The organism is Paracoccus maritimus, from assembly GCF_025195095.1.
Lineage (GTDB): Bacteria > Pseudomonadota > Alphaproteobacteria > Rhodobacterales > Rhodobacteraceae > Paracoccus > Paracoccus maritimus.
The window spans coordinates 21,802-43,062 of sequence record NZ_JANAVZ010000017.1 but is presented as its reverse complement, the minus strand read 5'-3'; the positions used below and the strand labels follow the sequence as shown (position 1 = coordinate 43,062).

Here is a 21,261-nt window from a genome sequence, read left to right as displayed (position 1 = left end):
AACAGGTCGTCTCATCGCTGACCGATGGCTTCGATCTTGACACGCTGCTGGCCGGCCTCGATCTCGATGACCTCCTGGGCGGCCTCAACCTCGGCAATCTTCAGGATCAGCTGGCAGCGGCCCGTTCGGGCGATTGGGGGGCCGTGTTCGGCAACGGCACGGTCGGCGGATCTCCTGCTGGCGACGTCATTGCCGGGATCTATGAAAGCGCCGGTCTGTCGCAGGACGGAGTGGACGCGCTGACCGCGAGTGACAATCCGGATCAGCAGCGTGTGGGCACTCAGGCGGCGACCAGCGCCTATACCTCGGCCGCGGCCGAGAATGCGATCGAACAGACCTCGGCCTCGCTCGACCGCACGGCCGCCCTGATCGGGCAGATCGACGACGCGACCAATCTCAAGCAGGCCATCGACCTCAACACCCGTGTGACGGGCGAATTGGTCATTGCGCTGATCAACCAGGCCAACATGGAGGCGATCCAGACCGTCTCCATGGGCCAGGCCGGTGTGATCGACGCCGCGACGATGGCCGATGACGAAAAGTTCCTGTCGCTGACCGGCGACGACGCTCTGATTGAGGACGAGTGATGATGAAGCATATCTGGATCGGCTTCTCTCTCGTCGCGCTTGCGCTCGCCGTTGGAGGCTGGCTCTGGCTGCGCGATGTCACAGCCCTGCAGTTCTCGACCCCTCAGCCTGAACAAGCCGCCGATCCTGAAACGGCCGCCGTCATGGAGCGTGTCCGTCAGGAACAGGCGGAGGCGCTGGCCGAAGACACCGCGCCCTCGACCGAAGAACCCCAAACGGAGGACCTGGAATGACGCCCCCGAAGACACGCCTGATCGGTGCCACGGCCATTACCGCCCTTGCCCTCGCCGGGGCGCTGGTCGCCTGGCAGGCGTCCTCCGACAGCCCCGCCGATCTGGCGCAGCTCTCGGACGACGACAAGCTGGAGATCCTGAACAGCGGCGATGCCGACGCGATCAGCGAGCTTCTGGAAGCCGAGGAGGCCGCCGCGCAGGCGCATTTTGCGCGCGAGCGGCTGGAACGCCAGAAACGCGAGGCCGAGATCGACGTGGAGCGCGCCGAGACCAAAGCGCGGGGCGCAGCCTATTGGGACAGCTTCGATCCCGACAGCATCGACCTGACAGGCTTCGATTTTGCAATGACAGATGTTTTGTCTCGCGATGAGAGGCGCGCCATCCTCGACGAAGCAAGCTTTGCGAGAGACTTCGAACGTGCCAGCAGCGTGACGTTTGCTCGAAGCACGTTCGACTGCAATTCAACGCGCTTTGCTGGCATCCGTCAACTTCTGAAGGATAAGCCGGACCTACCTTTGTCCGTTGACCAAGGGGTCGTGTTCAGCTTCCTAAATTATCTGGCTAGCCGCGCGGCACTTGAAACAGGTGACTGCTCCTGTGCGACCCAGCATGTGCCGCCCGAACTGGGATGGGAACTGGCAGAAAGACTTTCTCAGCACCCAAGCGCAAGCAGCATCAGTGACGTTTTCGCGCGCAAGAATGCGATGCAGAGTGCGGCGAACCTGTTCTTCGATTCTCTTGACGGTGAAGCCCGTGAATTCTGCAAGAAGGGCTAGGGCATGGAGTTTATCGGGACAATAGTCACACTGATCGACAGCCGTATCCTTCAAATCGCGTCCCAGACTTTCGCCCGATTGGCTGAGATCCTGACGGGCGGGCTGGAAATGCTGGCGGTGCTGCTGATCGTCCTCTACGGCATCAACGTGCTCTTCCGCTTCACGGAATTCTCCTTCCCGCAGCTGATCGGCATCATGATCCGGATCGGTGCGATCTACATGTTCCTGTTCTCGTGGGACAACTTCAACATCATCTACAGCTCCGGAACGTCCCTCTTCGATACGGTCGGCAACACCGTGCGCGACTTCGTGGCCGGCCCGGCGTCCGACACCAGCGGTGATGCGGCCACCAACATGTTCCAGACACTGGCCGAGGTCATCGACCTGGTGGTGAACGGGAACTCCGTTCTCGTGCGGGCGCTGGTCGGCGCGTTCCTCTTCGTGGTTCTCGGCATCCTCGCCGTCATCTATATCCTTGTCGTGGCTTACGCCAAGCTGCTGCTGGCAGTCCTGATCAGCATTGCGCCCCTGATGGGCTTCTTCCTGCTCTTCACCCGCACCCGCTCGATGTTCGAGGCCTGGCTGGCCGCCGTCTTCGGCTACCTGATCTAACGGACCATCATTGCCGTTGCGATAACGGAGGTTAGCTTCATCCGATGGTTGACCGAAAAATGAAGTGCCGGGCGTAGACGGCTGATGTCGCGGGCGATCACAACGCCATGTTCGGCCAACAGGCCTCGAATCTGGTTCACAAGCCGCGTCCGGTCCGAAATCAGCCTCTGCCGGATGCGGTGGACGGCCTGTATCTCCAGTTGTTCCGGTGATTTCTGTGGAACGAACCGCATCGAGGGACGTCCGACGGCTTCGCAAATCGCTTCAGCATCGTTGCGATCGTTCTTATTGGATTTGACATAGGGCGTGACGAACTGCGGTGAGATCAGACGGACCTCGTGCCCGAGTTCGGACAGCGGCCGCCGCGCTGCATCGTCGGTGGTCACGCGCTTGCGAAGCTCAGAATCAAGGCCCGCGATCTTCTCGGCCAGCCCGGCAATTTGGTCCAGCAAGAGGCGGGCGAGGTCGCGCACCGCGGCCGGCAAGATGCCATCGTCGCCGTCGATGGCTGCTGCCAGACGCCCGACATGAGCCGGGCCGGTGGGGGCCACGATGCCGCGCTCGGCCAGATGTGCCCGCAGCGCGTTGATCGTCTGTGTTCGCGGACGAACCAGAAGATCACGGGTCCGATAGGCCATCGCCGCCGCCTGCTGGGCTTCTCTCTTCACGGCAACGAATCTCATGGTCGGCCGCGAAGCTGCTTCTGCAATTGCCGCGGCATCCGCCATGTCATTCTTCTGGCGCTTCACGAACGGCTTCACATAGGCGGGTGCGATCAGCCGCACCTCGTGGCCGGGTCGCCGATCGCCCGGCCCCAGTCATGCGCGCTAGCGCAACCTTCCACCGCCACTACGCAAGGCGCCTGCGCCGCGACGAACTTCAATAGCTGAGCGCGAGACAGCTTGCGGCGGAAGATCACCGATCCGTCCGCTCCTGCGCCATGCGCCTGAAACTCGTTCTTGGCCAATTCCAGGCCGATGATGCTAACCTCTCCCATGGACGCTCCCCTCCGTAGCGGTGCTTCAACATCCGCCATCTTGGCACATCGATGCCGCCGGGGGCGTCCACCCCATCGCTTACTTTCAAACCAATATACTTTTATTATTTGGCTTATGCAGTTTATTTATTAAAATCCCGATGGTACTCGCATGCTTTGTGAAAATTATCCTCGCAGAAAACTGTAAAAAATTACAACAAAAAATATAGACAGCGTCGACTATCAGTGACAGCAAAGAATTAACCTGCAACGCCTTACTATTCCATGCCAGCTGTTGACAGTTAGGTGATGCGGCCTTAAGTACCTTGATATTAAATGCGAAAGATGTTTTTACGGAACTGAAGCAACGCGGAGAAGTCGAAATGAAGTTTAGATCCTACATCGCAATTGTAACCATCTTGGTCAATGCCGGTTGTGGAGCCATGACGGTGAAGACGGAAAAACCGGAGAGCAATTCACAAGGGCTTCCTCCAGAACTTATCTCTCTTGTTGCACCGATGCAGGATGTATCTACAGCAAGGCTTCTCCGGAGTGATAATTGTTTTTGGTACGAGCATCGTGGGCAAGTGGAAACAACCTTGCTTCCGCTCACCACCGCTGGAGGTCGCCCTATATGTATGCAATCTCAGTCTTAAACCTCATATATCGCATCGCTCGGGTCGTTATTGGTCAAAGAATTTTTAGCTCCATGATGTCACGCTCTCAGCGGTCGAGTATAAAAACGCGGTGGAACCAATTTCTACTTTTGGATAGAGGTCATTTATGTGCGCCATGACCATCCGGACGCAGCCCGAACTGGCGCTCGTGCCAATGCTTGTCGGGAATGGCGTTCCATGAATGCGGAGGTACGTATCCCTTTCGCCAACATAGAGGTAGAGAGCGCGAGATCCGAGCGCATTATCAGGGCCGGGCTCTACTCCCCCTTCAAACTGACCGTAAATTTCTGGCTCCCGGGCAATCATGTTCTGCGTAGGGGTCCAGTGTGGCCATTCGACTTTTCGCTTGATTTTATAAACGCCGGGCTCATAGAGATCCCCCCTTCCGATGGCCACACCGTAGCGCATTGCGGTTCCACCAGCTTCGATATGGTAAAGGTATCTCGCTACGGCATCAACATGGATATCACCCGGCACCAGACCGTCATTGGCCCGTATTCTTTGAGGTAGAAAGCGTGGGTGCAGCCCCCATGGATTGGACTTGAATGCATTATAGCCGGGAGGGGTCACCTGTGCGTCCCATGCAGCCTTCTGGCTCACTGTTGGCCATGATTCCGCACGCAGTGGGCTGGAAATTGACGCTGAAAAGAGTGCGGTAGCAGTCTGTATAAAATGTCGTCTTGTCAACATATTGGATGTTCCTGTACTCCGTTCGACATCGTCACAGCACTGCCTTTTCAAGATCACGGAAATCGGCACACGATTCACGGTGTTTTAGCGATGAGGTTAGGGTGCTTGCTGTGTTCTTAGCGGACACCGTTAGCTTTTCAGAAAAGCATAGCTCCTGATTTTTTAACCTGGTTTCAGCCAGTATGTATGTTTCTATGGATAGATCATTACTGGCACCCCAGGCTGCAGCATTGCGTATACGTCTTCTATTTCCTGATCTGTCAGCGCAAGACAGCCTGCGGTCCAATCCCGCTTCTTCGGCGCCAAGACTTTGCCCTCCTGTCCGCGGCCATGAAACATGATATCGCTGCCAGCACTTCGTCCGAATTGCGCTGCATAAGCCTTATCCAGTTCGTTTGGATAGGATATTCCCACCGACAGATGATAACGGCTCCGCGGGTTGAAACGGTCGACATAATATAGTCCCTCTGGAGTTTTTCCGTCGCCCTCGAATTGCTTTGGTCCAACGGGCTGATTTCCGAGACCAAAATCATATGATCTGAGGACCGTCTGCCCGTTCAGCAGGAACATCCTGCGGTCAGCCTTGTTGACCACGACTTGAGTGACGGGGGGACCTGAGTACCTCTTGAACTGAGGTGTGGCCCCTCGCGTCGGTTGCGGCGGTCCGAATTTTCCACATGCGGCGAGAAGTGCAAGCAAAGCCAGTGACGCCTGGCGCCGGGAGAAGTTTGACATTGATCTGTTTATGCTCGATTTTTTATGCTTCAGGATAGCGGGCAAACACTTCACTGGTACCATCCAGGCGAACAAGCAGGACATCGTAAGCGTTGCGCTCTTTCTCCGGACCCATCCCTGGGCTGCCGTATGGCATTCCTGGAACCGTCAAGCCGAGAGCTTCAGGCCGCTCCCTTAGCAGGCGCCGTATATCGCCGGCAGGAACATGTCCCTCCAGAAAATAATCATCAATGCTGCCGGTATGGCAGGATGTCAGTTCGACCGGCACACCCAGATCAATCTTGTGCTGCATCAGCAAGGTGCCGAACCGCTCTTCGCTGGTAACTTGAAAGCCTTGCTCCTTCAGGTATTTGGTCCACTGTTTGCAGCATTCACAGCCGCGGCCCTCCACGACATGGATGGCCGGAAGGCTTTCTGCACATGAAAGAGATGGCAGACCGCTGGCTGCGGCAGCCATCATCAGGGCGCGTCGTGTCAGCTTAATCATTTTATCCCCTTGAGCTGTAGGATGAAGTTGTCTGGGTGCCATCAGCTCTTCTTGCTCGTATTCGGACGGAGAAAGTAGCCGGTGGTAAGACGCGCAATTGTCAGCATGACGTGGTCGGCGGGGGTCGGCATAACTGTCCGTGCCGCCGGTGCTTTCCTGATAGGGTCTGTGGGCTTGCCGTCGATCCGAACTTCGTAATGAAGGTTCGGTCCACTGACGAGGCCGGTCGCGCCCACGTCACCTACCCTGGCCCCGGCGTTCAGCTCGACACCCGGAGCGATCCCATCTTCAAAACGGGAAAGATGCGCATAGCGGGTCAGGACGCCCGCGCCATGATCAACGTCGATTGTCCGACCATAGCCCCTTATGGTTCCAGCAAACAGGACCGTTCCTGCGCCTGTCACGCTGACCGGTGTCCCGGTCGGTGCCGCGTAGTCGACGCCCGTATGCATTCGTTGCGTGCCAAGCACAGGATGTCGGCGCTTACCGAAGACTGAAGACAGGCGTGCGCCTGCGACAGGTCGCGCCGACTGCTGGACCAAGGTTCCATTCCGAAACAGGATGAAGGGTTGCTCGACCGAGCCGGTGAGGACCTCGAAGATGTCTGCGTCCTTCTCTACCCGCGCATAGGCGATCTGAGGCTCGCCCACGATCGTCTCATCAGGCAGGACGTTCTCGCTCCAGATCAATGCTATTCGCTCGGTTCCTTCGAGATCTCGAAAGTCGATTTGGCCGGCAAGGAGCGCTGCGAGATCAACTGCGAAACTCTCAGGTGCATTGTGCGTGGCGAGCGCCTGGAAGAGAGAATCGTCAAGGACGAAGGTTTCGCGCCGGACCCGTCGCAGGATTTCGGTCTTGGTCAGGGATGCTTCGAGGGGTTTCGTGAAATCCAGAATGATGTCCGTTCCGTCTCTGGTCAGCAGTGACAGACGCTCTAGCTGGGAAGGATCATCGGAAGAAACGCTCCATCTGAGTAATTGGCCTGGGCTGAGGGCCGACAGGTCGAAAACATCGGAAATGGCAAGTGCTGCCTCGGTCCGGAGAGGCACACCGATGCCCGCATGCGCCAATATCGAATCCAATGTATCCCCCGGAACGACCTCGTGTCGCGACATAGGGGCGACTTCCTCGGTGAGGAGAGAAGGTTCGGCCGGGGTTTCGACGTAAACAGATGTCGTGACGGCAATGGCGCCGGCAGTCAGCAAGGCTTGAAAGATCATCAGGTCTGGTCTCTCGTCAGGCAATAAGTTCAGGCGCCGGAGAGCGGCTGCCCCCACACGGCATCGATAGGCTGTCTACAGTTGAATAAGACGGGCGATGAAGATACCGGCAATTGTTGCCGTCAGGCCAAAGGCGATCGCGTATCCAACTGCATAATGAGCCCTGTCCTTCCGGTTGCCCCCGAGCGCGCGAGCACGCCGGAACCCCAGCAACCCGCCAATCAGGGCCGCGATGACTGTCAACATCGGAGTCGCTGCTGCTTTTGCTGGTTCATGCCTTCTCTTGCCTCACATCTTCGAAACGCGCCTTTTGGGACCTCAAGCAACTAGAGGTTCAAGGCAAAATACCCTTCGATCACGACCTTGTCAGAGAGCAAGTCGGCCTGAAGGAGGCCTGCTGCATCCGAACCGTTTAATCACCAATGCCGGTTTCGGTCATCGTCAGCCGATTACTGTCCGGCATCGTCGGTCGCGGGATTCGAAACACACAGCGAATGATCGCCCAACACCTCGATGACCGGCAATAGGAAATCCGGTCACCTGCGCACTGCACCACCAGGCGCCCAGATTCGGTTTTCCAGGCCTGTCAGGCGGGAGAGACAACTTTCGACCTCGGCAAGCTGCGCCTTGGCGATGGCATCCTTTGCGCATTGACGGGCATGACGGCGGTCTGGCGGATTTCGGCGTCGTTGGCGTTCGTTGAGGATGGCGATCACGATAAGATGGACGGCTTCCAAGGCGCGATCCTATCGCCAACCCAAACTGATACCGGCTACCGCCAGTCTCGGAAATGATCGAACTCATAATGCTTACCCATGACGAAGCTCGGCGCCTTACCGCAGGAGTTGGACGGCCCTGCCTATCTGAAAGCGATGGAAACGGCGCGCGGCAAACTGCGGTTCTCGCCGGCTGTCCGTGTGGAAACGGTTCTCGCGGTCGTGCGCAAGGCGGTTGCCCGCTTTGCAGCTTTGCGGAGAAGGTCAGGCGATGTGCTCGCCTTCGGGGTGCCTGTGATCGGTCGCACAGAGGGAATGGTCACCCAGGACTTCGATCACCCGGCAATCGGCAATGCGCCCGCCCGCGCATTGAACGACCATTCGCTCAAGCTCGGCCTTTAGCGACATCAACCTAGCGAGGCGACTTTCGACCTCAGCCAGTTGGGCCTTTGCGATGGCATCGGCGGCGGCACAGGATTGGTCAGGTCTGTCCGAGAGACTGAGGAGGTCGCGGATCGCTTCAAGCGTGAAGCCCAGATCTCGGGCATGGCGGATGAAGGCCAGCCGTTCTAATGCCTTGCGGCCATAAAGCCGCTGATTGCCCGCGCTGCGTTCGGCCTTTGGCAGAAGGCCGATCTGCTCGTAGTAGCGGACGGTCGGCACCTTCACCCCGGCCTCTGCCCCCAATTTTCCGATAGTCAGCATGAGATTTCCCTTGAACATATAGTTGCTAGAGACATTAGGTTCCCGATTCGATGAAGACAACCGCCCCTTGGGGCTTAGGAACCGCGATGACCGAACCAAAGATAGAAACCGCGCGCCACTGGACTGTATCGGGCATGGACTGTGGGTCATGTGCGACCAAGATCAAGGATGCAGTTGCGCGGCTTCCCGGCGTCAGCGGCGTCGAGGTCGGAATCATGTCGGAACGTCTGCGGCTGACGCTGGACGAGGCGCAGACCGGGTGCGACAAGGTCGAGAAGACCGTGCGGGCGCTTGGCTATGGGATCGCGCCGCGATCCGGCTCGGCAAAGGAAGAGTTCGTTCTGCCTGGTGAAACTCCCGAGCCGGACCACGTCGATGACCATGCAGGGCACGACCATGGCCCGGCGGCCGTGACAGCATCGGTGCGCGACGAGTCCGGCCATGGCAGCCCCGGCCATGTCCATAACGATCCCGCAGACCGGGGCAAGCGCTGGTATCTGACCGCCAAGGGCAAGCTGGTGATCTTCACCGCCCTGCTTCTGGGCGCGGCCTGGATCATCGAATATCTGGCGCCCGAGATCGGAAGATGGGCCTTCGTCGCCGCCTGCCTGATTGGCGTGGCACCGGTGGCCAGGCGCGCGTTTGCGGCCTTGCGGATGGGGCAGCCTTTCACCATCGAAAGTCTGATGACCATCGCCGCCATCGGCGCGCTGTTCATCAACGCCGCGGAAGAGGCGGCGCTGGTGGTCTTCCTGTTTGCCGTGGGCGAGGTGCTGGAAGGTGTCGCGGCGGGCAAGGCGCGGGACGGGATCCGGGCGCTGGCCAATCTGGTGCCGATGACGGCGCAACTGGTTACCGGCGAGACGACGCGCGAGGTGCCTGCCGCCAGCCTGACCGTGGACCAAACCGTACTTGTGCGCCCCGGCGACCGGATTCCGGCCGACGGCGAGATCACCGAAGGCACCTCGGGCGTGGATGAAAGCCCGGTCACCGGCGAAAGCGTGCCGAAGGCGCGCGGTCCGGGGGAGCTCGTTTTTGCGGGTTCGATCAACACCGAGGCCGCACTGCGCGTCAAGGTCACGAAAGGCCCCGAAGACAATACCATCGCCCGCATCATCCGTCTGGTCGAAGAGGCCGAGGAGGCGCGCGCGCCGACCGAGCGGTTCATCGACCGGTTCAGCCGCTGGTACATGCCCGCCATTGTGGCTGTCGCGGCACTGGTCGTTCTGGTGCCACCGGTGGCCTTCGGTCAGCCCTGGGACACATGGGTCTATCGCGGCTTGGCGCTTTTGCTGATCGGTTGCCCCTGTGCGCTGGTCATCTCGGTGCCCGCCTCCATCGCCTCGGCCATGTCCACCGGCGCGCGGCGCGGCTTGCTGATGAAGGGTGGCGCGGTGATCGAGGCTGCCGCAAAAGTCAGCCGCATCGCCTTTGACAAGACCGGCACGCTGACCCACGGGCGGCCGAAGGTGACGGATGTGGTCGTGTTTGGCACCACCACCGAGGCCGAACTTCTGGCCGTTGCGTCAGGGGTCGAGACCGGGTCAAGCCACCCATTGGCAATCGCGATCCTGAACAAGGCAAAGGATGCAGGCGTCAACGCGCTGCCATCGCGGGATGCCAAAGCGCTGATGGGCAAGGGCGTCATCGCCACTGTTGGCGATGCGTCGGCTTGGGTCGCTTCGCCGCGCTACGCCATGGAGAACGGTGGGCTGGATGGCCTCGGCCTGCGTCAGGCCACGGTGTTCGAGGAAGAAGGCAAGACCGCCGTCGCCGTGTTCCGCGAAAAGACCCCGCTTGGCCTGATCGCCATGCGGGACGAACCACGCAATGACGCCAAGGAGTCAGTCCGCCAGTTGACCGCCATGGGCGTGACCTCGATCATCCTGACCGGGGACAACCCGCGCACGGCAGCCGCCATTGCCGGAAGCCTTGGGATGGAGTTCCAGGCAGACATGATGCCCGAGGACAAGCTCAAGGCGATCAAGGCCATGAGTGAACAGGGCGGCGTGATGATGATCGGCGACGGCATCAACGATGCCCCCGCGCTTAAACAGGCGTCGGTTGGCGTGGCGATGGGGTCGGGCACCGATGTGGCGCTAGAGACCGCCGATGCGGCGATCCTGCGCGACCGGGTGACCGACATCCCCGCCACGATCCGCCTGTCGCGCGCGGCGATGACCAATATCCGCCAGAACGTCACCATCGCGTTGGGGCTGAAGGCCGTGTTTCTCGTAACCTCGGTTTTGGGGCTGACGGGTCTGTGGATCGCGATCCTCGCCGATACCGGGGCGACTGTGCTGGTGACGCTGAATGCCCTTCGGCTGTTGCAGTTCAACCCGGAACGCGAGGGCTGAGCCATGGCCGAGGGACACGAACATGGCGGCAATCTGGACGCGGGCAATGTCGGGCGCGTCCGTCTCGTCTTCTGGCTGACGGTCAGTTATGCGGTCGCTCAGGCGGTCGGCGGCTGGTTCTCGGGATCGCTCGCGCTGATCGCCGACAGCGGACACATGGTGTCGGACGCGGCGGCGCTGCTTCTGGCGCTGATCGCCTATCGGGTCGCGGCGCGGGCTGCGGATGAAACGCGCACGTACGGCTTCCACCGCGTGCGGGTGCTGGCGGCCCTGGCCAACGGGGCATCGCTGCTGCTGCTGGTTGTCTGGATCACCTACGAGGCAGTGGGCCGCATCGGCAGTCCGGTCGAGATTCTGGCCGGACCGATGCTGGCGGTGGCGGTCGTCGGGCTGTTCGTGAACCTTACCGGGGCGTGGTACCTGTCGCGCGGCGACCGGCGCGATACCAACCTGAAAGGGGCGCTCCTGCACGTGCTGGGCGACCTGCTGGGTTCTGTCGGTGCCATTGTCGCGGCCATCGGCATCATGCTGACGGGCTGGCAGATCCTCGACCCGCTGCTGTCGGTGCTGGTCGCGGTGCTGGTCGTCCGGTCGGCTTGGACGCTGGTGTCGGATTCGCTGCGTGTGTTGTTGCAGGCCGTACCCCAAGGACTGGATGCTCGTGAGGCCGAAGCCGACCTCGCAACGCTGCCCGAGATTGCCGCAGCCGGGCATTTCCATGCCTGGGTGCTGACCGACGAATCCAGCGTGGCGACCGTTCACGTCGTGCCTGCCCCCGGCGTCGATCCGTTGACCCTGCCCGATCTGGTCAAGGCGAGGTTGCATGAACGCTATGACATCGACCATGTCACGGTTCAGGTCGACGCGCCCACACAGGGCATCGTCGCACAAGAGACCAGTTCGGCGCAGACGCAATCCTGACCAGAGCTTAACCCTTGATCGTCGTGGCCTGCTGGATGGCTGCGACCGATAGCCACGGAAAGAGAGAACTTGCGATGACGCGTGCCGCCCTGCTTCTTCTGATCGCGACCACCGCACTGGCTGATCAGCTAACCAAGGCCATGGCACTTTCGCTGCTTTCTCCAGGACGCGTGGTCCCGGTCTTGCCGGGCTTCAACCTGACCCTCGGTTTCAACGAGGGTGCGAGCTTTGGCCTGTTGGAAGGGGTGATGGCGGGAAGACCGCTCCTGATGGGCGCGCTGACGGGGGCTCTGACAATAGTTTTCGCCGTCCTAGCGTTTCGGGCAGACCACAATGTGGAACGGGCTGGCTATGCCCTCGTCGTGGGTGGGGCTTCAGGCAACATCATCGACCGTTTGCGGCAGGGTGCCGTGACCGATTTCATTGACCTTTACTGGCGCGACTGGCACTGGCCCACGTTCAATGTCGCCGATATTGCGATCACCCTTGGCGCGGTCCTGATCCTTGCCGCCTCGCTTCCCCTTCGTCGCCGGAAGGAGCCGATTCTTGACCAAAACTGACCCGCAAACATTGTCGCGCGATGACCTTGCGCTGACCGCCGCCTTCCTGATCGCGCTGGCGGCCGCGCTCGGCGCGCTGTTCATCGGCGAGGTGCTGGGCCAGATGCCCTGCACGCTGTGCTGGTATCAGCGCATCGCCATGTTCCCGCTGGTGCCGATGCTCGGCCTGTCGCTGTGGCGCGGAGACGGTGCGGCCAGGATGTATGGGTTGCCGCTTGCGCTTAGCGGCCTCGCACTGTCGGGGTGGCATTCCGGGCTTTACGCCGGACTGTTGCCGGCACCCATCGTGCCCTGCACCGAGAACGGCCCGTCCTGCACCGGCGAGGCGCAGATGATCCTTGGACTGCCGATCCCCTATCTCTCGCTGATCGCCTTTGCCGCGATCCTGGTCTGCCTTCTCTTGCCGAAAGGAAATCGCGCATGAACCGCCGCACTCTGTTGATCGGGGCATCGACCCTTGCACTTGCCGCCTTCGCTGGCGGTGCCGTCGTCCTGACACGCCGGCGCGAGGTTGAGGCCGAAGCCGCGGCCGCTGGGGCCCCCGCGGTGGACCCATCGCTTTTGATCCGTGCCCATTCGCCCAGCTTCGGCCCCGCGGATGCGCCGGTCACGCTGGTCGAGTTCTTTGATCCCTCTTGCGAGGCCTGCCGCGCGTATCACCCTGTCGTGCAGGACATCCGCCGCCAATTCCCGAACGAGGTCCGGGTCGTCCTGCGCTATACGGTCTTCCACGAAGGCTCGGACGAGGCGGTACGCATCCTAGAGGTCGCACGGATGCAGGAGAAATTTGAGCAGGTGCTGGAAGCCATTCTCGAAAAGCAGCCGAACTGGGCACTTCACGACGGCCCGCAGATGGATCTTGCCTGGCGGACCGCCGGTGCGGTGGGGCTTGAACTTGACAAGGCTGAAAGCCAAAGACTTTCGCCAGAGATCACGGGCATCCTCAATCAGGACATGGCCGATGTCGAAGCCGTTGGCATCCGTCAGACCCCCACCTTCTTCCTGAATGGCAAACGGCTGGAGAACCTGTCCCCCGAAAAGCTGGTCGCTGAGGTCAGACAAGCGGTCGAGGGCGCCTGAAGCGCGTCTAGGAGCGGTTGGCGAATGCCGCGAACAGGGCGAGCGTCCGCTCGCTCACATGGTGCTCGATGCCCTCGGCATCGCGTTCAGCCGTCTCGGAATCAAGGCCAAGGCTCAGCAGGAACCGCAGCACGATCTCGTGTCGGTGCCTGCATTCTTTGGCCAGCGCCCGGCCCTCATCGGTCAGAAAGACGGATCGGTATTTTGCGCGGGTGATCAGGCCATCGCGTGCGAGACGGCCAAGTGTCTTGGCGACCGTCGGTGCCGTGACGCCCATCTTCGTCGCGATATCGACGGGACGCGCCTCTCCCTGCGTGTGGATGAGTTCGGCGATCAGCTCGACATAATCCTCGGCCAACTCGTTGCGCCGCGCCACGCGCACACCGTGAAACGCCTCTGCGCGGTTGTCCGCAGTCCGTGGGTCAGGCTCGCGGGCCACCGCGTCTTGATGATCGTCTTTCGTCATCCGCGCAGTTTTGCACGAACCGGATTGACAGGTAAAGGCGTTGGGCAGATTGTTAGCCTAGACTAACTTTATGCGCCCGGCCTTTTTGTGCTTTGCCCGCGAGGAAATCCAGATCCATGCCAGCCGACACTGCACCCTCCGTCGATCCGTCGCGTCGCGCCCTACTTGTCGGTGGACTGGTGGCAGCGGGCGGCGCTGCCATTGCCGCAGGAAGTGCACGTTCGCAGTCTGCCCCCGATACCATGGCCGGTCATGACATGTCGGCGATGAAGCCGGATCCATATGCGGCACCGATGCCCGGCATGGCCCATGGCGACATGACGACGGTCGGTCTGGTTGATCATGCCCGGAACGGCTTTGACCCGACCCCGATGCTGACTGACTGGGACACGGGCACGACCGAGTTCTTGCCCGACGGGCGCACCCTACGGACCTTCGAGGTCGACGCCATCGACAAGGAAATAGAGATTGCCCCCGGCATCTTCTTTCCCGCCTGGACCTTCAATGGTCGCGTTCCCGGCCCTGCCTTGCGGGCGAAGGAGGGCGAGCGGCTGAAGATCATCTTCCGCAACTATGGCTCGCACCCGCATTCGATGCATTTCCACGGCATCCATTCGGCGCGGATGGACGGCGTTCCCGGCGCAGGTCTGATCGGCCCCGGTGAGGAATTCATTTACGAGTTCGACGCCAAGCCCTTCGGCTGTCACCTCTACCACTGCCACGCGCTGCCGCTGAAGCGGCATATGCACAAGGGCATGTACGGTCTGTTCGTGATCGACCCCGATCCCGCGCGCCAGACCGATCCGGCCCTTGCCGCCGCTGCGGCCTCGCGTGCCCTCGGCAGCCCAGAAAATGCCAACTGGCAGGAAATGGCCATGGTGATGAACGCTTTCGATACCAATTTCGACGGTGCCAATGAGATCTATGCGGCCAACACCATTGGCCAAGCCTATATGAACGTGCCGATCCGCATCGAAAAATCGCGCCCGGTGCGCATCTACCTGCTGAACGTGACCGAGTTCGACCCGATCAACTCGTTCCACCTGCATGCCAACTTCTTCGACTACTACGATACCGGCACAACCCTGACGCCCACGCAGCGCACGGTCGATCTGATCATGCAGTGTCAGGCGCAGCGCGGCATCCTCGAGTTCAGTTTTGCCGAGCATGAAGACGGCATGTACATGTTCCACGCCCATCAGTCCGAGTTCACCGAACTGGGCTGGGTCGGCATGTTCGACGTGCGGGGGCCGGAAGCATGAGCGAGCAAAGCCAACCCACCCGGCCCCCCCTGATCCGCCTGTTGCTGGTGCTGTTGCCGCTGGCGGCGATGCTGGCATCCTTCGTGTGGATCGCCTCGCTTGATCCCCTGCGAAGCTTCAACAACGGCGCCCCGCCAGTCGAGGTGCTCACGGTCGAACGGACCATTCTGGACGAAGCCGGCATTCAGGTGCTGGTGCGGGCGGGCGGGTCAGAGGCCATGAATGTCGCGCAGGTCGCGGTAGACGACGCATACTGGTCATTTACCCAGGATCCGGCCGGCCCGATTGCGCGCGGTGATACCGTCTGGCTGCGCATCCCCTATCCCTGGGTTCTGGGCGAGGCGCATCGCGTTGCCATGGTCTCGAATACCGGCACGGTCTTTGAGCACGAGATCGCCGTGGCGGTGCCGACACCCAAGGGCAGTGCTGGGCAGATGCGCCTTCAGGCGCTGGTTGGCGCGATAGTCGGTCTGCTGCCGGTGGCGCTTGGCCTGATGTTCTACCCGGCGATGCGTGGCCTTGGCAGGCAGGGCATGAATGTCCTTCTGGCGCTGACGGTCGGTCTGCTCGCCTTCCTGCTGATCGACATGACGGGTGAGGCGCTGGAACTGTCGGCGGATGCCGCCGCCTTGTTCCAGGGCGCGGCCATGGTCTGGCTGGCGGCGCTGGCCAGCTTCCTGCTGCTGATGGCCATCGGCCGCTGGCGCGGTCAGCCAGAGGGACTGGCGCTGTCCTTCTATATCGCGCTTGGCATCGGCCTTCACAACTTCGGCGAGGGGCTGGCCATCGGAGGTGCCTTCGCCGCCGGATCTGCGGGGCTTGGGACCTTCCTCGTCCTCGGCTTCGCGCTGCACAACGTCACCGAGGGTATCGGTATTGCGGCTCCGATCCTGCGCATACGACCGCCGCTCTGGAGCTTTGCCGCGCTGACCTTGCTGGCGGGCGGACCTGCGGTTCTGGGGATGTGGGCGGGCAGCCTTGCCTATGCCCCGCAATGGTCGGCGCTGGCACTGGCCGTCGGGGCGGGGGCGATCCTGCAGGTGATTGTCGAAGTCAGCAGCTACCTGATGCGGCAAAACCTCGACCGGCAGGCGGTGCTGTTATCGCCTGCGGTTCTGGGCGGGTTTCTGGGTGGTATCGCCTTCATGTATGTGACGGCAGCGCTGATCAAAGTGTAGCCGTGCGCGATCTCAACATGTCAGGCATGGACATGATCGGGCGATTCCGCGTTCGCAGGCGGCAATCTGCGTGGCTGACCGCTGACGATTGTGTGACGCCAAAGATTCGCCCTTGAAGCTCAAGCAACTGGAGGGTTTACGAACGCCGCGCAAGTGGAGTTACAGGTCAGATGCAATTGACAAGGCTGCAAAAGATTCTCTGGGCGGCGGCGGGGCTTGCGCTGTTGTGCTATGGGGCGCTTCTGCTTTTTGAAAAGCCCGTCCCCGCGCCACAGGTCGAGGCGCCATTTCGACCAACCTTCACGCTTCCTGATGCAGACGGACGCCTTCGCAGCTCGGCGGAGTTCGCGGGCAAGCATGTACTGGTGTTCTTCGGCTTCACCAACTGCCCCGATGTGTGCCCGACGACGCTGGCCGAGGTCGCCCAGGTGATGGATGATCTGGGTGATCGGGCGGATCAGGTGCAGCCGCTGTTCATCTCGATCGACCCCGAGCGGGACCGCAAATTGGGGCTGGATGAATTCACCGCCGCGTTCCACCCGTCGATCCTCGGACTTGCCGGAGATGCGGCGCAAACCAGCGCGACGGCGGACAGCTTCCGCATCCACTTCGCGCGAGAGGACGATGCCGCCGCCCCCGATGGCTATTCGATGTCGCACAGTCCCTCACTTTACCTGATCGGCCCCGAGGGCGACTGGCTGCGCCAGTTCACCTATGGCACGCCGGCGTCGGAGATCCTCGCCGACCTTCAATCGAGATTGTGAGCCCATGAAACCCATCATCCTTTCCGCTTTCCTCGCCCTGACGGCAGTTCCGGCCATCGCTTGCGAGACCGTGACCGCCGGCGACCTGACCATCGATCACGCCTGGTCGCGTGCGACCATCGGCGCCAGCCGGCCGGCGGTGTTCTATGTCGAAATTACCAATGCCGGGGCTGCAGATGACGCGCTGCTCGGCATCGCGACCACGGCTGCTGGCATGCCGATGCTGCACCAGACCCAGGTGACCGACGGGGTCGCCTCGATGCCGCATGCGTTGTCCGTCCCGGTTCCGGCAGGCCAGACCACCGCGCTGGCCCCGGGCAGCTATCACGGCATGCTGATGCGCCTGACGAACCCTCTGAAAGAGGGCGACAGCTTTCCGGCGTCTCTGACATTCCAGAACGCTGGCGAGGTCACGATCAATGTCGAGGTGCTGTCCATGCGCGCTGAGGGGCCGACGTGCTCACACGCCGGGCAGTAATCCTCGGGCTTGGCGGCACCACAGGTGCTGTGGCCTTCATGCTCGGGCTTGGCTGGTGGCGAAGCCGACCTGAGGCGCAGCCGAGCGCCGGAGTCCTGCCAGTCCCGTTTGGCGAGATGGCCTTCACCCTGACAGACCATCGCGGCAATCAGGTGCGTCCGACAGACTGGTTGGGTCAGCCGACCATGGTCTTCTTCGGCTTCACCTGGTGCCCCGATGTCTGCCCGACAACGCTGAGCGACATCTCCATCTGGCTGGAGGATCTCGGCGCTGACGCTGATCGGCTGAACGCGGTCATGATCAGCGTGGACCCGGAACGGGACACCCCGGACGTGCTGGCCGACTACCTGTCGAATTTCGATCCGCGGATCGTCGGCCTGACAGGATCACTTGCCGAGGTCCAGCGCGCCGCCTCGGGTTTCCGCGCCCGGTTCGAGAAAGTGCCCCAGGATGCCGACTATACGATGGACCACACCGCAGGGGTGTTCCTGTTTCGCGCCGACGGACATTTCGGTGGGATCATAGACTATCACGAGGATCGCCGATTTGCCGTGCCCAAGATTCGCCGGGTCCTTGATTGATGACCGACACGCGAACTGCAAAAGCAGGGTATGAGTTCATCTTGTCAGCTGGTCAGTTGGAGAACGACCATGACACGATCGTTCGACATCACGCGCCGCCGCGCCCCTGCTTTCGGGGCTGGCGGTTGCGGCATTCTCCGCAGGACCGGAGTGCGCCCAGACGCAGGGATGCGGGCGGATAAAGGAAACGGAAACATCGTCGGGGCGGGGGGGTGAGCACGGGCGCAGCCCGCGTCGATCCCCCGGCACGTCCTCAGCCCATCATGGGCCGCGCCTCAAGCGCGGGCCGCCTCTGTCCTACTGCCCATCGCCCTAGGTGGCCGCTCGCCATCCGCCTAGGGGCCAGCCAGGCGATGAAGGATGCCTGGACCGAATACCTGAAGGTGAAGCCATGAGTATCCCGGTAGAGCTGCACCGCTGGTGCTGGCCGGACCTGACTATCCACGACGCCCTGGCGCTCTGCTGCGGCTTCGCCGAGCCGCTGGCCATCACCATGTCGCCAGCCGAATGCCGGTTTGCCGACCTGTCCGGCGCGAGCCTGTTGGGGCCGGACGGCGAAGCCCTCGACCTGAGCCAAGTCTACCAACTCCACGTGATGACCGGCGAAACCGAGCTGCATTGGCTGCGGCGCGACGGTGGCACCGGGCTGGCGGGCGCGGTGGCGGAGGCGGCGTCGCCCGCTGCCTGGGGCTGGCCGGAGGCCGAGGTCGAGACAGCCCATCAGATGGCCAACAAGCTCATGCTCTGGGGCAAGTCGCTGGCCGATGACAGTACGGGCGCAGCCTGGAGCCGGCTGGCCGCCGCCCGTATCGGCGAGATCAAGGTGCCGCATCCGCCGCTTGCCGAGAGCGAACGCCTCGCTCTGTGGCGCTATAGCTATTTCGTCCCTGGCGAGGACGGCAATCTGCGGCTCCGTGCTACAAGGCTCGCCAAATTCGACACTATCTCGGAGCCGCAACCCTAGAAGGCCACAGGCCAATGACCGATTTCTTCAATCCCTACACCTTCCTCAAGGCACCTGCGCCCAATGAGAGCGACCCGTTCTGCTTTTCGCCACCTAAGGGGCATGACCGGTTGCAGGCTGGCACCTTCAGCGGCCGGCTGACACTGAAGGTCACGGCCAAGACCCCGCTGCTCATCCCCGAGGTCCTCTACCAGGAGCCGGACGAGAGCGCGACAGAGCCCGACCAGGGGTCGGGAGAGGATCAGGCGAAGCCCAAGCACAAGACCTATCACTGCCGCCGCCGCAACGGCCTGCCGCACCTGCCGATCACCACCTTCAAGGGGGCCCTGCGCGCCGCCTATGAGGCGGTCACCAATTCGCGCTTCGCCATTCTGGACAAGCACGACAAGCGGCTCGGCCGGCGCATGGTGCCCAAGGAAGGGCTCTGGACGGTGCCAGCGCGGGTGGCGGCCAATGCCGCCGGCGATCTTGAGCTGCATCTGTTCTTTGGCAGCCATGCGCCATCGTCCTGGCCGAGCGCCAATGGCCCGCCGGGCAGCCTCATGTATGCCGCCTGGCTGCCCGGCGCCCGGTGCTTCAGCGCCACAGACAGGGCGCTGCACGGCACGGCGGGCGTTTTTGACCTGCGGGAGATGCTAAAAGGCGCTTTTCGGTTCTGGGAAGTGGTGACCCATGGGCCGATTGGCGGCACGATGGTGGCCTGGCCATATCCTGCTGCGCGCGGCCACAATTACACCGCGACAGGCAGATGGCTGCGCGGCCAGCCCGGCTGGTATTGCATCACCAATGACAACATCATGGGTAAGCACGACGAGCGGGTGTTTTTCGCCCGGTTGGAGCCGCTCGTTCTGCCTCTGACGCACCCGTCAATCGACGGCGCGCTCGACACCGACTGGCGCCTGCTCATCGAGAGCTACAAGGAACAGCCGAATACGGAGCTGCCCGCCAGAGTGGGAAAAGAGCATGAGTGGAAGGGGCCCAGAGGCGCGCCGAGCTCAAAGCCGGGCATCAGCCGCCAGGTCTATGACGCCGCCGCCGCCGACCTCGCGGCCGGGGTGATGTGCAATGCCTATTGGGATCCGGTCAAGCGCAAGATCACCGCGCTTCTGCCCGTCTCCATTTCGCGCAAGCTGCACGAGCACCCGCCGATTGATTTCTTGCCGGCCGGCCTGCGCCCGGCGACGGAGTATGAGCGCCTGTCGCCCGCCGAGCGGGTCTTTGGCTGGGCCGATACGACCAAGGTGCAGCCGAACGACCGGCGCAAGCGGCAATACAAGGGCAATCTGCGTATCCTGACGATCGACTATGTCCCCGGCACCGGTGAAGTCAATGGAAAGCCATTTTCCGAGTTCAGTGACGGGCTGCCGCTGGCGATTCTTGGCGCCCCCAAGCCCGAACAGAGCCGCTTCTATCTCGGCGATGCCAGCGGGGCGGCGCAGCAGGGCGGGCGCCACAAATGGCAGGTCGGCTATGACGACCCCGGCGCCAAGAGCATCGCCCGGCGCAAGGTCTATCCCTGGCACAGTGAGACGCAGGGGATTGCGGATTATTGGTCGGGGCCAGCGGCCGAGCAGGACGCGAGCAGCAACCCACCGCGGCCCCTTGGGAACCGCTATCGCGAATATCTCCGCCGTCCGACCGACCCGGCGCAACCCGACAACAAGTCCGACCAGAACCGCTCGATCTTCGATTGGGTCAATCCGGGCGTGGAATTCACCGCCGAGCTGGCCTTCGACAACCTCACCGAAGAAGAACTCGGAGCGCTGATCTATCTCGGCTCGCTGCCCCCGGAGCACTGCCTGACTGTGGCCGGCGGCCGCCCACTGGGGTTCGGGGCGGTGCGGGTCGAAATCGAGAACGCCGAAATCGTCAGGGCCGAAGACAGGGTCGCCGCTCTGCGCGATCTGGATGCATCGCTGCAACCGGTCAGCCATGACCAGCGGCCGGCGCTGGACGCCTTCACGGCCAAAATGTGCTCTCTCTATGGGGCCGGCTATCTGCAGGACTTCGAGAAATCGGCCGCCGGGTTCAGCGGTTTTCCGGTTCACTATCCGCGCACCACCCGCGATCCCAATCCGCAGGGCGAGAATTTCCAGTGGTTCGTCGACAACGAATCCACCAGTAACGCAAACCCGGGACACCAGCTCACCCTCAAGGACGCCTCGGACATGACGGCGCTGCCAAAGCGTCCGATAGGCCGATAAAGCCCGGGGATACGTGTTTGTCGGCGTCTGCA

23 protein-coding genes and 2 pseudogenes are annotated in these 21,261 nt (G+C 61.9%); 16 read left to right on the top strand and 9 right to left on the bottom strand.

The features are described 5' to 3' along the window. The 4 genes from MU516_RS17960 to MU516_RS17945 all read left to right on the top strand — a co-directional run. Positions 1–587: type IV secretion system protein (locus MU516_RS17960; RefSeq protein ID WP_260278611.1), on the top strand; the 587-nt coding region annotated here is incomplete at its 5' end. Next, positions 587–820 (top strand): hypothetical protein, encoded by a 234-nt coding sequence (locus MU516_RS17955; RefSeq protein WP_260278610.1) that lies wholly within the window; start codon positions 587–589, stop codon positions 818–820. The genes MU516_RS17960 and MU516_RS17955, both read left to right, overlap by 1 nt. Further along, on the top strand, positions 817–1,596 hold the full coding sequence (locus MU516_RS17950) for a hypothetical protein (protein WP_260278609.1): 780 nt from the start codon (positions 817–819) through the stop codon (positions 1,594–1,596). The genes MU516_RS17955 and MU516_RS17950 overlap by 4 nt, the downstream gene beginning before the upstream one ends. Positions 1,597–1,674: 78 nt before the next feature. Then, the gene (locus MU516_RS17945; RefSeq protein WP_260278608.1) at positions 1,675–2,208 is read left to right on the top strand and encodes a type IV secretion system protein; all 534 of its coding nucleotides are present in this window, start codon (positions 1,675–1,677) and stop codon (positions 2,206–2,208) included. 89 nt (positions 2,209–2,297) lie between these two features. Here MU516_RS17945 and MU516_RS17940 read toward each other — a convergent pair. The 8 genes and pseudogenes from MU516_RS17940 to MU516_RS17905 all read right to left on the bottom strand — a co-directional run. Then, a pseudogene (locus tag MU516_RS17940) lies at positions 2,298–2,570 on the bottom strand (IS110 family transposase); the annotation flags it as partial. A gap of 21 nt (positions 2,571–2,591) precedes the next feature. Continuing rightward, positions 2,592–3,205: pseudogene (locus tag MU516_RS17935) on the bottom strand (IS110 family RNA-guided transposase); the annotation flags it as partial. A gap of 680 nt (positions 3,206–3,885) precedes the next feature. Continuing rightward, complete coding sequence (locus tag MU516_RS17930) at positions 3,886–4,551, bottom strand: L,D-transpeptidase (RefSeq protein WP_209057972.1); 666 nt, start codon at positions 4,549–4,551, stop codon at positions 3,886–3,888. Between the two features lie 192 nt (positions 4,552–4,743). Next, positions 4,744–5,286, bottom strand: a complete 543-nt coding sequence (locus tag MU516_RS17925) for a L,D-transpeptidase family protein (RefSeq protein ID WP_209057971.1) — start codon at positions 5,284–5,286, stop codon at positions 4,744–4,746. A gap of 22 nt (positions 5,287–5,308) precedes the next feature. Then, positions 5,309–5,773, bottom strand: a complete 465-nt coding sequence (locus MU516_RS17920; protein WP_209057970.1) for a DUF411 domain-containing protein — start codon at positions 5,771–5,773, stop codon at positions 5,309–5,311. Between the two features lie 41 nt (positions 5,774–5,814). Next, positions 5,815–6,993: a M23 family metallopeptidase gene (locus MU516_RS17915; RefSeq protein WP_209057968.1), complete on the bottom strand. Its 1,179-nt coding sequence runs from the start codon at positions 6,991–6,993 to the stop codon at positions 5,815–5,817. A 536-nt stretch (positions 6,994–7,529) separates the two neighbouring features. Beyond that, the gene (locus MU516_RS17910; RefSeq protein WP_209057965.1) at positions 7,530–7,730 is read right to left on the bottom strand and encodes a hypothetical protein; all 201 of its coding nucleotides are present in this window, start codon (positions 7,728–7,730) and stop codon (positions 7,530–7,532) included. A 243-nt stretch (positions 7,731–7,973) separates the two neighbouring features. Continuing rightward, on the bottom strand, positions 7,974–8,414 hold the full coding sequence (locus tag MU516_RS17905) for a MerR family transcriptional regulator (protein WP_209057963.1): 441 nt from the start codon (positions 8,412–8,414) through the stop codon (positions 7,974–7,976). A gap of 86 nt (positions 8,415–8,500) precedes the next feature. On the opposite strand from MU516_RS17905, the gene MU516_RS17900 reads away from it, so the two are divergent. The 5 genes from MU516_RS17900 (at position 8,501) to MU516_RS17880 (ending at position 13,332) form a co-directional block, all read left to right on the top strand. Then, complete coding sequence (locus tag MU516_RS17900; RefSeq protein WP_260278607.1) at positions 8,501–10,771, top strand: heavy metal translocating P-type ATPase; 2,271 nt, start codon at positions 8,501–8,503, stop codon at positions 10,769–10,771. A 3-nt stretch (positions 10,772–10,774) separates the two neighbouring features. Further along, positions 10,775–11,692 (top strand): cation diffusion facilitator family transporter, encoded by a 918-nt coding sequence (locus MU516_RS17895; RefSeq protein WP_209057959.1) that lies wholly within the window; start codon positions 10,775–10,777, stop codon positions 11,690–11,692. Between the two features lie 74 nt (positions 11,693–11,766). Continuing rightward, positions 11,767–12,252 (top strand): signal peptidase II, encoded by a 486-nt coding sequence (gene lspA, locus MU516_RS17890; RefSeq protein WP_209057956.1) that lies wholly within the window; start codon positions 11,767–11,769, stop codon positions 12,250–12,252. Beyond that, on the top strand, positions 12,239–12,676 hold the full coding sequence (locus tag MU516_RS17885) for a disulfide bond formation protein B (RefSeq protein ID WP_425606883.1): 438 nt from the start codon (positions 12,239–12,241) through the stop codon (positions 12,674–12,676). The genes lspA and MU516_RS17885 overlap by 14 nt, the downstream gene beginning before the upstream one ends. Next, positions 12,673–13,332, top strand: a complete 660-nt coding sequence (locus MU516_RS17880; RefSeq protein ID WP_209057955.1) for a DsbA family protein — start codon at positions 12,673–12,675, stop codon at positions 13,330–13,332. The genes MU516_RS17885 and MU516_RS17880 overlap by 4 nt, the downstream gene beginning before the upstream one ends. Positions 13,333–13,339: 7 nt before the next feature. Here MU516_RS17880 and mntR read toward each other — a convergent pair whose 3' ends face one another. Then, a complete protein-coding gene (mntR, locus tag MU516_RS17875; RefSeq protein ID WP_209057953.1) occupies positions 13,340–13,798 on the bottom strand; it encodes a manganese-binding transcriptional regulator MntR in 459 nt (152 codons plus the stop codon). Between the two features lie 116 nt (positions 13,799–13,914). Between mntR and MU516_RS17870 the strand changes: the two genes are divergently transcribed. The 7 genes from MU516_RS17870 (at position 13,915) to MU516_RS17840 (ending at position 21,229) form a co-directional block, all read left to right on the top strand. After that, on the top strand, positions 13,915–15,060 hold the full coding sequence (locus tag MU516_RS17870; RefSeq protein WP_209057951.1) for a multicopper oxidase domain-containing protein: 1,146 nt from the start codon (positions 13,915–13,917) through the stop codon (positions 15,058–15,060). Next, complete coding sequence (locus MU516_RS17865) at positions 15,057–16,238, top strand: ZIP family metal transporter (RefSeq protein WP_209057949.1); 1,182 nt, start codon at positions 15,057–15,059, stop codon at positions 16,236–16,238. Before MU516_RS17870 ends, MU516_RS17865 begins: the two co-directional genes overlap by 4 nt. A 170-nt stretch (positions 16,239–16,408) precedes the next feature. Then, positions 16,409–17,002 (top strand): SCO family protein, encoded by a 594-nt coding sequence (locus tag MU516_RS17860; RefSeq protein WP_209057947.1) that lies wholly within the window; start codon positions 16,409–16,411, stop codon positions 17,000–17,002. A gap of 4 nt (positions 17,003–17,006) precedes the next feature. Continuing rightward, positions 17,007–17,480 (top strand): copper chaperone PCu(A)C, encoded by a 474-nt coding sequence (locus tag MU516_RS17855; protein WP_209057945.1) that lies wholly within the window; start codon positions 17,007–17,009, stop codon positions 17,478–17,480. A gap of 38 nt (positions 17,481–17,518) precedes the next feature. Further along, on the top strand, positions 17,519–18,061 hold the full coding sequence (locus MU516_RS17850; protein WP_209057992.1) for an SCO family protein: 543 nt from the start codon (positions 17,519–17,521) through the stop codon (positions 18,059–18,061). Between the two features lie 391 nt (positions 18,062–18,452). After that, positions 18,453–19,025, top strand: a complete 573-nt coding sequence (csx19, locus tag MU516_RS17845; protein WP_260278606.1) for a type III-D CRISPR-associated protein Csx19 — start codon at positions 18,453–18,455, stop codon at positions 19,023–19,025. Between the two features lie 14 nt (positions 19,026–19,039). Beyond that, on the top strand, positions 19,040–21,229 hold the full coding sequence (locus MU516_RS17840; RefSeq protein ID WP_260278605.1) for an RAMP superfamily CRISPR-associated protein: 2,190 nt from the start codon (positions 19,040–19,042) through the stop codon (positions 21,227–21,229). Positions 21,230–21,261: the final 32 nt, after the last annotated feature.

Excerpts from the sequence above, each read along its gene's own strand:
- MU516_RS17915 (WP_209057968.1), bottom strand. The coding sequence starts at position 6,993 with ATGATCTTTCAAGCCTTGCTGACTGCCGGCGCCATTGCCGTCACGACA.
- MU516_RS17930 (WP_209057972.1), bottom strand. The coding sequence starts at position 4,551 with ATGTTGACAAGACGACATTTTATACAGACTGCTACCGCACTCTTTTCA.
- MU516_RS17880 (WP_209057955.1), top strand. The coding sequence starts at position 12,673 with ATGAACCGCCGCACTCTGTTGATCGGGGCATCGACCCTTGCACTTGCC.
- MU516_RS17860 (WP_209057947.1), top strand. The coding sequence starts at position 16,409 with ATGCAATTGACAAGGCTGCAAAAGATTCTCTGGGCGGCGGCGGGGCTT.
- MU516_RS17955 (WP_260278610.1), top strand. The coding sequence starts at position 587 with ATGATGAAGCATATCTGGATCGGCTTCTCTCTCGTCGCGCTTGCGCTC.
- MU516_RS17840 (WP_260278605.1), top strand. The coding sequence starts at position 19,040 with ATGACCGATTTCTTCAATCCCTACACCTTCCTCAAGGCACCTGCGCCC.
- csx19 (WP_260278606.1), top strand. The coding sequence starts at position 18,453 with ATGAGTATCCCGGTAGAGCTGCACCGCTGGTGCTGGCCGGACCTGACT.
- MU516_RS17895 (WP_209057959.1), top strand. The coding sequence starts at position 10,775 with ATGGCCGAGGGACACGAACATGGCGGCAATCTGGACGCGGGCAATGTC.
- MU516_RS17900 (WP_260278607.1), top strand. The coding sequence starts at position 8,501 with ATGACCGAACCAAAGATAGAAACCGCGCGCCACTGGACTGTATCGGGC.
- lspA (WP_209057956.1), top strand. The coding sequence starts at position 11,767 with ATGACGCGTGCCGCCCTGCTTCTTCTGATCGCGACCACCGCACTGGCT.
- MU516_RS17925 (WP_209057971.1), bottom strand. The coding sequence starts at position 5,286 with ATGTCAAACTTCTCCCGGCGCCAGGCGTCACTGGCTTTGCTTGCACTT.
- MU516_RS17920 (WP_209057970.1), bottom strand. The coding sequence starts at position 5,773 with ATGATTAAGCTGACACGACGCGCCCTGATGATGGCTGCCGCAGCCAGC.
- MU516_RS17855 (WP_209057945.1), top strand. The coding sequence starts at position 17,007 with ATGAAACCCATCATCCTTTCCGCTTTCCTCGCCCTGACGGCAGTTCCG.
- MU516_RS17905 (WP_209057963.1), bottom strand. The coding sequence starts at position 8,414 with ATGCTGACTATCGGAAAATTGGGGGCAGAGGCCGGGGTGAAGGTGCCG.
- MU516_RS17865 (WP_209057949.1), top strand. The coding sequence starts at position 15,057 with ATGAGCGAGCAAAGCCAACCCACCCGGCCCCCCCTGATCCGCCTGTTG.
- MU516_RS17950 (WP_260278609.1), top strand. The coding sequence starts at position 817 with ATGACGCCCCCGAAGACACGCCTGATCGGTGCCACGGCCATTACCGCC.
- MU516_RS17870 (WP_209057951.1), top strand. The coding sequence starts at position 13,915 with ATGCCAGCCGACACTGCACCCTCCGTCGATCCGTCGCGTCGCGCCCTA.
- mntR (WP_209057953.1), bottom strand. The coding sequence starts at position 13,798 with ATGACGAAAGACGATCATCAAGACGCGGTGGCCCGCGAGCCTGACCCA.
- MU516_RS17850 (WP_209057992.1), top strand. The coding sequence starts at position 17,519 with ATGCTCGGGCTTGGCTGGTGGCGAAGCCGACCTGAGGCGCAGCCGAGC.